Origin of the sequence: Gilliamella sp. CG13 (assembly GCF_046635805.1) — a bacterium.
Lineage (GTDB): Bacteria > Pseudomonadota > Gammaproteobacteria > Enterobacterales > Orbaceae > Gilliamella > Gilliamella apicola_I.
Genome location: NZ_JBIDFM010000005.1, coordinates 67,206 through 80,104 on the forward strand (window position 1 = coordinate 67,206; position 12,899 = coordinate 80,104).

Consider the following 12,899-nt stretch of genomic DNA (forward strand, 5'->3'; position numbering starts at 1 on the left):
TTTTTTGTTGTATGGTAAATTGAGGATTAGTTGAGCAATTTAAATAAGATTAAAATTTTAACTACATGAATACTTTAAATAATTTTGACAATAGCGTTCTCTCATCGTTAAAAGCCCCCAATCTGCTTGAAAAGAAACAATCAATTTCCAATCAATCCGGTTTTGCCACTGAACTAAAAATGGCGTTGGATTCTATTAGCCAAACGCAAATACACGCTCAAAATCAAGCAAAAGCGTTTGAACTGGGTGAACCCAATATTGCCTTAAATGAAGTTATGGTGAATATGCAAAAATCGACGGTTTCACTTCAATTTGGTATTCAAGTTCGTAACAAACTTGTTGCGGCTTATCAAGAAATCATGAATATGAATGTTTAATATACATTAAACATTGATATAAGTGCAAGATCGTTAATGTCTAGTCAATATTTTCAATCTTGCACTTAGCAAATATTTAATAAAATTTATCTGTTAAATTAAGTTAGCGACGTGTTGGTAATTTTCAATTTTACTCTGTTGACGGACTTTTTCTCCGATTAATTCCCCTAATTCAGCATGCCGTGTGGTAACTAATTGGCTGATTTGCTGTTGATAACTTAAGATATTTTGAATATACATTCGTACTCTATCTTTACATTGCGTGGGGACGTGTTCGGTAGTTAAGGTACCGTCAAGTTCTATAATATTTTCAGATAATTGTGAGTATTGATTTTGCCAACTCAGTAACGTATTCCAATCTTCCTTATGTGCGCTGATTAACATTTGTTCTGTCACATAATCAAGTTGTTCATAGTGTTTTAATAATGTTGTTCCTTTCATAACCATCTCTTTTTTTATTTTGCAATTTCACGCCAAGATTCAGCAATATTGTTGAGTAGGTCAAAACAGTTTTGTAGCTTATCTTGATCGTTATATAAATTAGCCAGTACTAATTGTTGGCTGATATAGTGATACAAGCGCTCTAAATTTTCGGCAATTTCGCCTCCTTTTTCTAAATCTAAACAGCTTTTTAGTCCGTTATCAACGATATTGATTGCTTTTGATATCGCCATTCCTTTACCTGCTATGTTTCCTTTTTGAATGTATAATTTGGCAAGTTTGATCGCATTTAGTGCGCCATCATAGAGCAATACGATCAATTGATGTGGTGAGGCTTGGCTCACACATGTTTCTAAATTAACTTGCTCATAAGCTTGGGATCCTAATTTATACATTGTTGTTAATCCTTATTTTTTCATGTTTGCCATCATTTCGAATTGGGTTGTTAAATAATTACTCATACTGTCTAATGAACTAATTAAAACATCTAATTTAGTAAATTGGACTCGATAGCGTTCGACGGTTTGTTCAATCGAATTGTTCACTTGTTCATATCGTTTATCTAACGATTTCAATGTTGAATTTAATCCTGTGGTGGCTGAATCAATCATGCCTTCACTATCTATAAATCCACTGACTTTATTAAATACTTCATTAGCAATACCGGTGGTCTCACCGTCACCGGTAAATAACGTAGCAACAGCATCACTATTTTCACTTAGCGCTTTTTTTAATTGATTTTCATTGATAGTAAGTGAACCTTTGTTATCCATGTTAACGCCAATTTGGGCAAGAACAGAAAACTCACCTGATTGACCCTTAGCAAAGATTGAACGAATACTTTGATCGATATTACGTAGTGTAGAATCACCAATTAGTGGGCCATTATTGTTGCTTAACTCGTCAGAATTGGTCTCTTTAGCGGTAAATTGAGTCAGGCTTGAAATGGTTGATTGTAATTGATTAAATGCCTCAACCCATTCTTTTATTGCCGTTTCTGCTTTTTCATTATCAGCAGTAATAGCTAAATTTTGACTGGTCGTGGTGGTTGCTTTTAAGGTGATATCAACACCTTCAATCACTTCTTTAATGGTATTTGAAGCACTTGTTATAGCAACGCCATTAAATGTTAATTTAGCATCTTGCGCTTTAGCAACTTCTACCATATTACTTGTGTCGGGTTGCTGATGATTAAATCCAATAATTTTATTGAGTTTTTCATCGTCCGACGAAATTGACGTAATGGCTTGTTGTTCACCGGTTTCTTTCGATGTGATAACTAATTGATAACTATCTGAACCACTGCGAACAATCGCTGCACTCATGGTTGAATGACTAGTTGTCCCATCTTCATTAACCACTTTGGCATTATTAATGGCGTTGGCAATGGATTCTAATGATGTTTCGTCCTTAGACAGGTTAACTTCAAGTTTTTGACCATTAGCTTGTTCAATGGTAATGGTTCTTGTTTCATTGTCATTACCTAAATTTGTGTTCTTATCATTAATGGCTGATGTTGCAATACTGTGTGAAGTCGCCAACTGATCAACAGTCACCGCATAATTACCCAATGCCGCTTTATTATTAACTGTTGTGGTAAAATAATTGTCATTACCTGCAGATGCTCGACTATAAAAAAGTTCTTTTTTTTGTAGTTTTTCAGTCGCAGAATTAAACGAGCTCAACGCATTTTTTAACTTACCGAAGCCACTGATTTTGGCATTAATCGCTTTTTGTTGAGCGGTGATCGGGGTTAAACGTGTTTTTTCAACGGATTCTAATTGACTTAATACTTCATTAAGATCGATACCAGAACCAATCCCTAAAATGCTCATTGCCATAATTTTTTGCCCTTATTTAATCACTATTTATCAACCATAACTTATCTAGCTGTTATATCGGCTTTTGGCATAAAAAGTTTAGAAGAAATTTGTGATTGATTGCTGGTTTTAAAAAAATTAAAAAATAAAATATCTTTCTTATTGATTTAATAAACTGAATTATCAAAAGATATTTTAACTATGGGGTTTACTTTTAGTTTGATAACACAACAAAAAATAAAAATTATTAAAGTTTCCTATTTTGCTACCGATAAGTTAATTATCAGCAAATATATTGGACATCTTGCTTCAATATGCCGTTGATTTGACTAATCATATTAAGGAGATAAAAAAATGGCACAAGTAATTAATACTAATACTATGTCTTTAATGGCAAAAAATAACCTGAATAATTCACAAAGCGTTCTAGGTACAGCAATTGAACGTTTATCATCTGGTATGCGTATTAACAGCGCAAAAGATGATGCGGCAGGTCAAGCTATTGCTAACCGTTTTTCATCAAATATTCGTGGTTTAACTCAAGCTGCTCGTAATGCTAATGATGGTATTTCACTTGCACAAACTACTGAAGGTGCATTAAACGAAATCAATAACAACGTACAACGTATTCGTGAGTTAACTGTTCAAGCTGCAAATGGTACTAACTCTCAAAGCGATTTAGTATCAATCCAAAACGAAATCGATCAACGTTTACAAGAGATCGACCGTGTTTCTAAACAAACTGATTTCAATGGTTCAAAAGTATTATCAGAAGATAAAACCCTTAAAATTCAAGTAGGTGCAAACGATGGTGAAACCATTGAAATCAATTTGAAAAAAATCGACAGTACTGAGCTTGGTTTAGCGGGTTTCAATGTTTCTGATAAACCAACTGCCGATCCATTAAAAACCCTTGATGCAGCGCTATCTAACATTGATGCATTACGAGGTCAATTAGGTGCGGTGCAAAACCGTTTTGAATCAACTGTAACTAACATCAACAACACAGTAAACAATTTAAGTTCTGCACGTAGCCGAATTGAAGATGCGGATTATGCAACTGAAGTTTCAAACATGACTCGTGGTCAAATCTTACAACAAGCAGGTACTTCAGTTTTAGCACAAGCAAATCAGGTGCCACAATCTGTACTTTCTTTATTACAGTAAGAGTTAAATCTATCTGATATTCTACTCAATTGAATTGTACAACATAGTAATAACGGTATTTTTGATATCGTTATTACTAATAATCATAATTACCTCTTTTTTATATCTTTATTCATCACATTAAATCTACTTGTTAACGACATAATAGTATTAAGCATATTTTTAACCTTGGCTCCTAAAAATGGATGATAGCTTATATAACTCGCAAGGCATAATTAATCAAGTCGACTGGCAACAGTATATCCATTTAGTTCGTAATGAAGCATTAAAATTAGCCGTTCGTCTGCCTACCACAATTGAACTCGATGATTTACTGCAAGTTGGTTACATCGGCCTGTTAGATACGATAAAGCGTTATGATGTATCTCAAGGCTATACGTTTGCCACTTTTGCAATACCGAGAATAAAAGGGGCAATGTTAGATGAACTCCGTAGTCGGGACTGGCTACCAAGACAAACTCGGAAAAAGATTAAAGATATTACTCAAGCCATTAATCAACTGGAACAGAAACTCGGTACCACGCCGAATGATCACCAAATTGCAGAATATTTGCAATTATCGATTTCTGAATATCGTAAAGCGTTGTTGGATTCAAATTGTAGTCAAATCTGTTCTTATGACGAAATGCAGAAAAAATTAGGGGATAACATCGATGCTATTGTCGATCATGGTGAAGATAGTGATCCTTTTTCGACTATTATCAATGACGAAATTCGTGACCAAATCGCTCGACAAATTGATAAGTTACCCGAAAAAGAAAAAATGATTTTAGCCCTGTATTACCAAGAGGAACTGAATTTAAAAGAGATTGGAAAAGTCATGGATATTAGTGAGTCACGAGTCAGTCAACTTCATAGTCAAGCGATAAAAAGAATACAAAGTAAAGTGAAACCATAGAAAAATAAAAATAAACTGCGTAAAACAAAGCGTAATTAAACGAAAATAAATTGAAATGATTTTTTTATTGACCTTTCTCGTTTAAAAATGTAATTTTATGTGTAAAAAAACAGTTAATAATAAATTTTGATTGTTTTTTGTTTTTTTACTGCGAAATAAAATAAATAGGATTGGTGATTAAATTGGGTAATATACTAGAAGACGATATTCTTAAATGTATACATCATTTAAATCTTTCAACATTATTGTTATGCCAACGAATGCTTGAAAAAGACAAAGCGATGGCGATGTTTAGATTAGGTATTGATGAAGAAACTGCTGACGCAATAAGTAATTTAACTACATCACAAATGTTAGTGTTATCTGAAACAAATCAATTAACATTTCAATTACGATTTGAAAATTCAGAAATGATTAAAAAACTGACTGAAGATTCTCGGATTAGCGATATTAAACAGATGCATACAGGGATTCTTTTATCTAGTTTACTGTTAGATTCAATCAATAAGTAGGTAGGTAATTAAGATGAGATGTACAAGTATCGTTCAATCATATAAAGAAGTCCAACTCGCTATTCGTTTAATTTCACTCGGCGCCAGAATTCAAATGCTTGAAAGTGAAACAAATCTTAGTCGTGGTAAGTTGATAAAACTGTATAAAGAAATTCAAGGTTGCCCGCCACCGAAAGGATTGTTACCGTTTTCAACAACATGGTTTATGACATGGGAACCGAATATCCACTCAAGTATTTTTTATAATGCTTATCATTTTTTAGTGAAACATGGCACCAAACCCGGAATACAATCGATTTTAAAAGCTTATCAGCTTTATCTTGAACAATGTCCGGCTTACAACGAAGAACCAGTATTAGGATTAACTCGAGCTTGGATATTAGTTAAATTTGTTGAAAGTAAAGTGATGCAACAATCATGCTGTAAAGAGTGTAAGGGGCGTTTTATCACGCATGCATACCAACCACACAACAGTTTTGTTTGTAGCTTATGTCAACCACCATCACGGGCAGAAAAAAATCATAAGACACATCAAGAAAATCAGGCTAAATGTTTGCAAGTGCTATCTGTCGCTCATGGTTTTAATTCAGAGGTTGCAAAGCAGTTAGCAAGTTAAATAAATATTAGGAATATCAGTCCTATTTACTGTTATTTTATGGAGAAAGAAGAAAGCCAATGCTAATCATTATAGGATATATTGTTGTTATTGCCTCTGCTTTATTAGGTTATGTACTTAGTGGTGGTTATTTAGCAGTACTTTTTCAGCCATTAGAATTTTTGATTATTGGTGGTACGGCTATCGGCGCTTTTATTGTCAGTAATGAAAAAAAAGTGATCAAAAAAACGCTCAAAGCATTAGGGCAGTTATTTAAATCATCCAAATACAATAAAGCATTATATTTAACGCTAATTAATTTAATGTACACCATTTTAACTAAAATCCGTCAAAGTGGCGCACTATCGATAGAAGGAGATATTGATAATCCACATGAAAGTGAATTGTTTAAGCAATATCCGCTTATTTTAGCCAATCCTCGAATTTTAGATTTTATCACTGATTACTTGCGTCTGATGATTAGTGGCAATATGGATGTTTATGAAATCGAAGCCCTAATGAGTGAAGAAATTGAAACTTATGAACATGAACTCGAAAAACCGGTTAGTGCGATTTCAAGTATTGGTGATGGCTTACCAGCTTTCGGTATTGTTGCTGCCGTTATGGGGGTCATTAACACTCTAGCTCAAGCCGATAGACCTGCAAGTGAACTGGGTGAACTGATTGCACATGCGATGGTAGGAACGTTTTTAGGTATTTTATTGGCTTATGGTTTTGTTTCGCCTTTAGCTGCATTGTTAAAGCAACGAAATTCAGACACGGTCAAAACTCTTGAATGTACCAAAGTGATATTGATCGCCAGTATGCATGATTATGCGCCACAAATTTGCATTGAATTTGGTCGCAAAATGATATTTTCTGATGAACGACCATCTTTCTTTGAATTGGAAAAATATATTCAAGACGTGAAAGATAAAAATGCCAACTCAACCGAAAATAATTAACAATGAAAGATAACTCAATAAGAATTATTACTCGCAAAAAGTCAGGGCATGGAGAAGGGCATCATGGTGGTTCGTGGAAAATCGCTTATGCTGACTTTATGACCGCCATGATGGCGCTGTTTTTAGTTATGTGGTTAATCGCAAAATCAACACCGCAGGAACTACAAGGAATTGCTGAATATTTTAGAACACCGTTACTTATGGGGCAAAATGGCGGTCAAAATATCAGTGATAGTGAAAGCCCAATTCCTGGCGGTGGTGATGATGTCACTCAGCAACTGGGTGAAGAAAAAAACGATATTGCCAATCAACAACAACAAAGCGAATTTGAAAAAAAACAACTTGAAAAAATTCAGTTGATTGAAACAGCACGCAAAATTTTTGAAATGTTTGAACTCGATCCTCGTCTAAAAAAATTAGCACCTAATTTAATTATTGAACTCACTGAAATGGGGTTACGTATTCAAATTCTGGCATCAGATGATAAACCGATGTTCAATGTAGGCAGTGCGGTTATACATCCTGATATGCAAAGCATTTTGCATGCCTTAGCACCTATTTTAAATTCATTACCTAATAAAATAACCTTATCGGGTCATACCGATGAACGTCAATATGTCACTGGTGATAGAGGTTATAGTAATTGGGAGTTATCAGCTGACCGAGCCAATTCATCAAGACGAGAACTTATTGCAGGTGGATTGGATAAAAATAAAATTATTCGTATTGTTGCGCTTGCCGATACCGTGGGATTAAACAATCCACATTATAGTAAAGATGCCAACCGACGAATCAGTATTTTAATTTTAAATAAATCGGCACAACAATATATTGAGGATGAAAACAATATGACTGGCATTGATTTTTTAAAACAGGCTAAGCCAGTTAAACAAAATTAATCCTATCGTTATATTATGAAAGGCATGAATCAAAAAAAGAAATCTGCTGAATTGAAAATAAAAATATAAAAATTCAAAAAAAATAGCAAAAATGATTAAAGCTTTAATGAATTGTGCCGATATAAAAATTAAGTTTACAAATAATCATGATGTTATTAACTAAGTTATATTAAGGAGTTTTTTAATGGCAAATTCATTGATGAATACTGGAATTAGTGGATTAAATGCAGCGCAAAATATGCTTAATGTAATTAGCAATAATATCAGTAATGCCCACACCGCAGGCTATAATCGCCAACAACAGATATTAACGCAGGCAAATGGTACTCATCATCATTTTGGTTTTGTCGGTAATGGGGTTTCAGTGACAGCGGTAAATCGTGCATTTAACCAATTTGTTGTTGGGCAATTGCGACAATCGCAATCACAAAATGGATCGATTAAATCATATTATAATGAATTATCAAAAGTTGATAATCTTTTAGCTGAAAATGAAAACAGCATTTCATCGCAAATTAATAATCTTTTTTCTAGCTTAAATAAGCTTACGTCAAATGCGGGTGATGCCTCGACAAAACAATCGGTTATCAGTAATTTGACATCGTTGGTTGGACAATTTAATAAAACCGAAAATAATCTTAAAAATCAAATTGCCAATATCAATACTGAATTAACGAATAATGTCGCTCAGGTTAATACTTATTTAGAGCAAATTGCCGAATTAAATCAAAAAATTTCAAAATTACAGGCCGTGAGTGGTGGTAATGAACCTAATGCCTTGCTTGATCAGCGTGATCAGCTGGTCAATGAATTGAGCGAAATTATAGGAATTACCGTGACGGAGCAAAATGGACAATATAATCTGTCGTTAGCTAACGGTTTAAGTTTAGTGCAGGGATCGTCGGTGAACTTACTATCTGTTCAACCGTCACAACAAGATCCTGCAATAAATACAATTGTTTACACGCATAATTCTGGTGCGACTCAAGAACTGACAAGTCAAAATATCGCATCAGGCCGATTAAATGGATTATTAACTTTTCGTGATGGACCACTTTCTCAAGCTCGCAACCAATTGGGCTTAATTGCACTTAATTTAGCTGAGCGTTTCAATGAAGTACATATGTCTGGCGTGGATATCAATGGTCATGCCGGTGAAAAAATGTTTGATTACCGTCAACCAAGTAGTATCACCAATGCTAAAAATCAAGGTAATGCTGCCGCTAAAATCAATTTTGATTCAGTCACCGAAGTTAAAGCCTCGGATTATAAAATTGAATTTAATGGTACTGATTGGGTTGTGACAAGACTGTCTGATCATCAAACTATTACCCCTAAAATTGAAGATGGCAAACTAATGTTTGATGGTTTATCAATTGAAATAACGGGTAATGCGGTGAAAGGTGACTCGTTTTTAATTAAACCTGTTGCTGATATCGCATCGTCATTAGAGTTGTTAGTGACAGATGTGAACAAATTGGCAACCGGAATTAATGATGAAGAAAACGGTGCGGGTGATAACCGCAATGTGAGCAAATTATTAGACATACAAAATGAAAAATTAATTAACGGTACAACGACCTTAAGCAGCGCTTATAGCACGTTAGTTAACTATATTGGTAGTGAAACTCAAACCGCTAAAATTTCGGCACAATCAAGCCAAAATATAACGCAGCAGATTGACGAACAAAATCAATCAATATCGGGCGTAAATATTGAAGAAGAGTATATCTCTATGCAAGTTTATATGCAGTATTATCAAGCAAATGCCAAAGTTATTGATGCTGCAACAACGCTATTTGACACTATTTTAGGTTTAGCGAAGTGATAAAAGGATAAAAAATGCGTGTAAGTACCAATTCAATGTATCAAAAAAATTTAAATAGTATTTTAAATACCAACAATAAATGGCAAAAATCGGGATTACATTTAGCAACGGGTAAAAAGATTTTATCGCCTTCTGATGATCCTATGGGCGCATCACAATCATTAATATTAAAACAAGCGCAATCTCGAAACGACCAATTTCAAGCCGCGCGTGAAAGTACCGATAAGTCACTTAGTCGTCAAGATACTATCTTAAAAGAAGTTAATACCGTCATACAAAGTATTCAAGAAACATTGGTTTATGCCGGTAATGAAACATTAAATGATGAAAACCGACGTGATTTGGCAAATAAATTACAAGGTTTGAAAGATCAGCTTGTCTCTTTAGCCAATTCAAAAGATACTAATGGCAATTATCTGTTTGCCGGTAATAAAAATGATACGCCTCCTTTTGTAGTTAGTGAATCTGGCGAAGTGAGTTATGTCGGTGGTACCACCACAATTAATATTTTTATTGATGATTCACGCGAAGTCCCACTCAGTTTTACCGGTCTTGAAGCCTTTATGACAGGCTCTACCGTTAAGTTGCCAGACGGTTCGCCAGCAGAAAGTAATCTATTTGCGAGTATCGATTATGCGCTTGACGCATTAAAGCTCGATTTAGATGACAACAATGAAGATACCATTAAGCAATATCGAGAAGGCTTATCTAAAGCAAGTTGTGGTGTTGATAACTCATTTGATAATGTTTCGACCCTTAGAGCAAAAGGCGGAACAGTATTACAAGAAGTCGAAAGATTAACAACACTGGGTAAAACGCTAGATATTGAGTTTGAAACGCAAATTAGCCAACTTGAAGATGTAGATTGGTACGATGCCATTTCAGAATACGTTATGCTTCAAGCTAACTTACAAGCAGCACAGTATACTTTTATGAGTATGCAAAGCATGTCACTGTTTCAAATGAAATAGTCGAGTGAAAACAGATAATAGTATTCATTTCTACTCATTATAACTAGAATATATATCCAACAAGTTTAGGAGGCTTAAGCCTCCTTTTTTATGTCTCTGTTCTATAAGTCAATAATAACCCGTGGAATTAAATAGTTAGTTGCTAACTGACAAGGTTTAAACAGGGTGTTAGCAAAAATCCTGCCCCCTGTAAGGGGGGACATAAAGGCAATACTTAACATGACTATTTTTCCGCCCCGACTTCGCAACGAATTTTATCCCACCCTTGGTAAGGTTCGGGTTGGATATGTTTCATTGACTCAACCCGATTTTTATGTTCTTGATTATATAGAAGTCTTTTATAAGCACCAAACTTTGATCCATCTCTAATCCGTTCATCAGAAAAAGCGGCGGAAGGATAATAAAATTGGTTATATCTTAAACCTTGCCCATAATTAATATCGTCATAATCATAGGAAGCACCAAATATTACCTCGCCATTTTTTAACACAAAATAGCCGGTATTGCCCGAAATGGTAATAGGTGCATTTCTGTTTCCTGGTTTGCTATAAACTCCTTGTATTGGCGAATCATCAACACCAATAAAAAAATCGACTTCATCACCGGGTACCGCTGCCATGGGGGATACCACAGCAATAATAAAATGCCGCCCACCATCAACCGAAACGGCAAAATCGGTTAAATTTTGAGTAGGAATGGCAATATACTGCTTGCCGGGATTGTAATAGTGATATTTAGGTAAGTCATAAGCGGTATAAAACCGTTTTTGAATTAAGGTGTGAATATTATTTTTATCGTCATGAAACCAAATATGCCCACTGCAATTTTCGCCTTGCAGTTCAAGGTAGCGGTCAGCATCATAGCGGTAAATCACCTGCCGTTTGGTGCTGACATAATAGAATGATTTTTTCAGCACTTCATCGTTTCGGGCAATGCTATAAAAAAGTTGATACCCGTCGCGCGGTTCGGGTTTAGGTGGTCGCAGTGGCATTGGCTCTGAACTTGGAAAAGGGGCAATGATTGATAAAATACCAATCAGTACAACTGGCACAGCAAATAACATAATACATAATTTAACGAATGTCTGTTTCATTGATAAGTTCCTGATTTGGCAGTACCTAGCCATTGTTGAAAGACCGTCAATAAAGACAGATTATTGGGTAATTTAACGTCATCGGCATCAAAATCGCACTGCATTCATTATTCACCGGTAAAATTTTTATATGCCCAATAACAACAGCCAATACGTGTTGCTTGCACAAGTTTAAGACGTGGTTTAAACAGGTGTTAGCAAAAATCCTGCCCCCTGTAAGGGGGGACATAAGGGCAATACTTAACATGACTATTTTTCCGCCCCGACTTCGCAACGAATTTTATCCCACCCTTGGTAAGGTTTGGGCTGGATATGTTTCATTGACTCAACCCTATTTTTATATTCTTGATTATCTAGAAGCCTATCATAGGCACCAAAATTAGAGCCGTCTCTAATCCGTTCATCAGAAAAAGCTGCGGAAGGATAATATATTGGGTATTCTTTTAACCCAAGTCCGTAATCAATTTTGTTATAACGATAAGATGCGCCAAATATTACCTCGCCATTTTTTAACACAAAATAGCCGGTATTGCCTGAGATAGTAAGCGGTATATCACCTTTTATTGGATCAAAAAAAATGTCCTCAATGGGCGAATCATCAACACCAATAAAGAAATCGACTTCATCACCGGGTACCGCTGCCATGGGCGATACTCTGGCTGTAATAAAATGCCGCCCACCATCAACGGACATGGCAAAGTCGGTTAAATTTTGGGTAGGAATGGCAATATACTGCTTGCCGGGGTTGTAATAGTGATATTTAGGTAAGTCATAGGCGGTATAAAACCGTTTTTGAATTAAGGTGTGAATATTATTTTTATCGTCATGAAACCAAATATGCCCACTGCAATTTTCGCCTTGCAGTTCAAGGTAGCGGTCAGCATCATAGCGGTAAATCACCTGCCGTTTGGTGCTGACATAATAGAATGATTTTTTCAGTACATCACCGTTTTGGGCAATGCTATAAAAAAGTTGATACCCGTCGCGCGGTTCGGGTTTAGGTGGCCGCAGTGGCATTGGCTCTGAACTTGGAAAAGGGGCAATGATTGATAAAATACCAATCAGTACAACTGGCACAGCAAATAACAAAATACATAATTTAACGAGTGTCTGTTTCATTGATAAGTTCCTGATTTGGCAGTCCTAGCCATTGTTGAAAGACCGTCAATAAAGACAGATTATTGGGTAATTTAACGTCATCGTCATCAAAATCGCACTGCATTCTTTATTCACCGGTAAAATTGTTTATATGCCCAATAACAACAGCCAATACGTGTTGCTTGCACAAGTTTAAGACGTGGTTTAAACAGGGTGTTATCAAAAATCCTGCCCC

The 12,899-nt window shown here is 35.3% G+C and carries 15 protein-coding genes; 9 read left to right on the forward strand and 6 right to left on the reverse strand.

Annotated elements, in window-relative coordinates; genetic code table 11:
• Positions 1–65: 65 nt before the first annotated feature.
• Positions 66–377, forward strand: a complete 312-nt coding sequence (gene fliE, locus ACGH6R_RS08570; protein ID WP_411599433.1) for a flagellar hook-basal body complex protein FliE — start codon at positions 66–68, stop codon at positions 375–377.
• Between the two features lie 93 nt (positions 378–470).
• Here the strand turns inward: fliE and fliT are convergent, their stop codons facing one another.
• From fliT to fliD, 3 genes are read right to left on the reverse strand one after another with little or no spacing between them, the layout of a single operon-like run.
• Entirely contained in the window at positions 471–818 is a 348-nt protein-coding gene (gene fliT, locus ACGH6R_RS08575) for a flagellar protein FliT (protein ID WP_267349948.1), read from the reverse strand.
• 14 nt (positions 819–832) lie between these two features.
• Positions 833–1,213 (reverse strand): flagellar export chaperone FliS, encoded by a 381-nt coding sequence (fliS, locus tag ACGH6R_RS08580; protein ID WP_065558120.1) that lies wholly within the window; start codon positions 1,211–1,213, stop codon positions 833–835.
• A gap of 12 nt (positions 1,214–1,225) precedes the next feature.
• Entirely contained in the window at positions 1,226–2,659 is a 1,434-nt protein-coding gene (fliD, locus tag ACGH6R_RS08585) for a flagellar filament capping protein FliD (protein ID WP_411590463.1), read from the reverse strand.
• A gap of 333 nt (positions 2,660–2,992) precedes the next feature.
• Between fliD and ACGH6R_RS08590 the strand changes: the two genes are divergently transcribed.
• The 8 genes from ACGH6R_RS08590 (at position 2,993) to flgL (ending at position 10,473) form a co-directional block, all read left to right on the forward strand.
• Positions 2,993–3,805 (forward strand): flagellin, encoded by an 813-nt coding sequence (locus tag ACGH6R_RS08590; RefSeq protein ID WP_267349944.1) that lies wholly within the window; start codon positions 2,993–2,995, stop codon positions 3,803–3,805.
• A 181-nt stretch (positions 3,806–3,986) separates the two neighbouring features.
• Positions 3,987–4,703, forward strand: a complete 717-nt coding sequence (locus ACGH6R_RS08595) for an RNA polymerase sigma factor FliA (protein WP_267349942.1) — start codon at positions 3,987–3,989, stop codon at positions 4,701–4,703.
• A gap of 191 nt (positions 4,704–4,894) precedes the next feature.
• Complete coding sequence (flhD, locus tag ACGH6R_RS08600; RefSeq protein WP_411590504.1) at positions 4,895–5,215, forward strand: flagellar transcriptional regulator FlhD; 321 nt, start codon at positions 4,895–4,897, stop codon at positions 5,213–5,215.
• A gap of 13 nt (positions 5,216–5,228) precedes the next feature.
• Positions 5,229–5,831, forward strand: a complete 603-nt coding sequence (gene flhC, locus ACGH6R_RS08605) for a flagellar transcriptional regulator FlhC (protein ID WP_065558124.1) — start codon at positions 5,229–5,231, stop codon at positions 5,829–5,831.
• A gap of 59 nt (positions 5,832–5,890) precedes the next feature.
• Positions 5,891–6,775, forward strand: a complete 885-nt coding sequence (gene motA, locus ACGH6R_RS08610) for a flagellar motor stator protein MotA (RefSeq protein WP_065558125.1) — start codon at positions 5,891–5,893, stop codon at positions 6,773–6,775.
• A gap of 2 nt (positions 6,776–6,777) precedes the next feature.
• Positions 6,778–7,674: a flagellar motor protein MotB gene (gene motB / locus ACGH6R_RS08615; RefSeq protein ID WP_267360993.1), complete on the forward strand. Its 897-nt coding sequence runs from the start codon at positions 6,778–6,780 to the stop codon at positions 7,672–7,674.
• A 184-nt stretch (positions 7,675–7,858) separates the two neighbouring features.
• Positions 7,859–9,502 carry a flagellar hook-associated protein FlgK gene (gene flgK / locus ACGH6R_RS08620; protein WP_411599435.1) on the forward strand — a complete coding sequence of 548 codons (1,644 nt, stop codon included), beginning with the start codon at positions 7,859–7,861 and terminating at the stop codon, positions 9,500–9,502.
• 14 nt (positions 9,503–9,516) lie between these two features.
• Positions 9,517–10,473: a flagellar hook-associated protein FlgL gene (gene flgL, locus ACGH6R_RS08625; protein ID WP_411599436.1), complete on the forward strand. Its 957-nt coding sequence runs from the start codon at positions 9,517–9,519 to the stop codon at positions 10,471–10,473.
• A gap of 223 nt (positions 10,474–10,696) precedes the next feature.
• On the opposite strand, the gene ACGH6R_RS08630 is transcribed toward flgL, so the two are convergent.
• The 3 genes from ACGH6R_RS08630 to ACGH6R_RS08640 all read right to left on the reverse strand — a co-directional run bounded on the left by ACGH6R_RS08630 (position 10,697) and on the right by ACGH6R_RS08640 (position 12,788).
• Positions 10,697–11,566: a hypothetical protein gene (locus tag ACGH6R_RS08630; RefSeq protein ID WP_411599437.1), complete on the reverse strand. Its 870-nt coding sequence runs from the start codon at positions 11,564–11,566 to the stop codon at positions 10,697–10,699.
• 249 nt (positions 11,567–11,815) lie between these two features.
• A complete protein-coding gene (locus ACGH6R_RS08635; protein WP_411599439.1) occupies positions 11,816–12,685 on the reverse strand; it encodes a hypothetical protein in 870 nt (289 codons plus the stop codon).
• Positions 12,666–12,788, reverse strand: a complete 123-nt coding sequence (locus ACGH6R_RS08640; protein WP_411599440.1) for a hypothetical protein — start codon at positions 12,786–12,788, stop codon at positions 12,666–12,668. Before ACGH6R_RS08640 ends, ACGH6R_RS08635 begins: the two co-directional genes overlap by 20 nt.
• Positions 12,789–12,899 lie beyond the last annotated feature (111 nt).

Excerpts from the sequence above, each read along its gene's own strand:
- fliT (WP_267349948.1), bottom strand. The coding sequence starts at position 818 with ATGAAAGGAACAACATTATTAAAACACTATGAACAACTTGATTATGTG.
- ACGH6R_RS08640 (WP_411599440.1), bottom strand. The coding sequence starts at position 12,788 with ATGCAGTGCGATTTTGATGACGATGACGTTAAATTACCCAATAATCTG.
- ACGH6R_RS08590 (WP_267349944.1), top strand. The coding sequence starts at position 2,993 with ATGGCACAAGTAATTAATACTAATACTATGTCTTTAATGGCAAAAAAT.
- ACGH6R_RS08635 (WP_411599439.1), bottom strand. The coding sequence starts at position 12,685 with ATGAAACAGACACTCGTTAAATTATGTATTTTGTTATTTGCTGTGCCA.
- motA (WP_065558125.1), top strand. The coding sequence starts at position 5,891 with ATGCTAATCATTATAGGATATATTGTTGTTATTGCCTCTGCTTTATTA.
- ACGH6R_RS08595 (WP_267349942.1), top strand. The coding sequence starts at position 3,987 with ATGGATGATAGCTTATATAACTCGCAAGGCATAATTAATCAAGTCGAC.
- motB (WP_267360993.1), top strand. The coding sequence starts at position 6,778 with ATGAAAGATAACTCAATAAGAATTATTACTCGCAAAAAGTCAGGGCAT.
- fliS (WP_065558120.1), bottom strand. The coding sequence starts at position 1,213 with ATGTATAAATTAGGATCCCAAGCTTATGAGCAAGTTAATTTAGAAACA.
- flgK (WP_411599435.1), top strand. The coding sequence starts at position 7,859 with ATGGCAAATTCATTGATGAATACTGGAATTAGTGGATTAAATGCAGCG.
- fliE (WP_411599433.1), top strand. The coding sequence starts at position 66 with ATGAATACTTTAAATAATTTTGACAATAGCGTTCTCTCATCGTTAAAA.
- flhC (WP_065558124.1), top strand. The coding sequence starts at position 5,229 with ATGAGATGTACAAGTATCGTTCAATCATATAAAGAAGTCCAACTCGCT.
- fliD (WP_411590463.1), bottom strand. The coding sequence starts at position 2,659 with ATGGCAATGAGCATTTTAGGGATTGGTTCTGGTATCGATCTTAATGAA.
- ACGH6R_RS08630 (WP_411599437.1), bottom strand. The coding sequence starts at position 11,566 with ATGAAACAGACATTCGTTAAATTATGTATTATGTTATTTGCTGTGCCA.
- flgL (WP_411599436.1), top strand. The coding sequence starts at position 9,517 with ATGCGTGTAAGTACCAATTCAATGTATCAAAAAAATTTAAATAGTATT.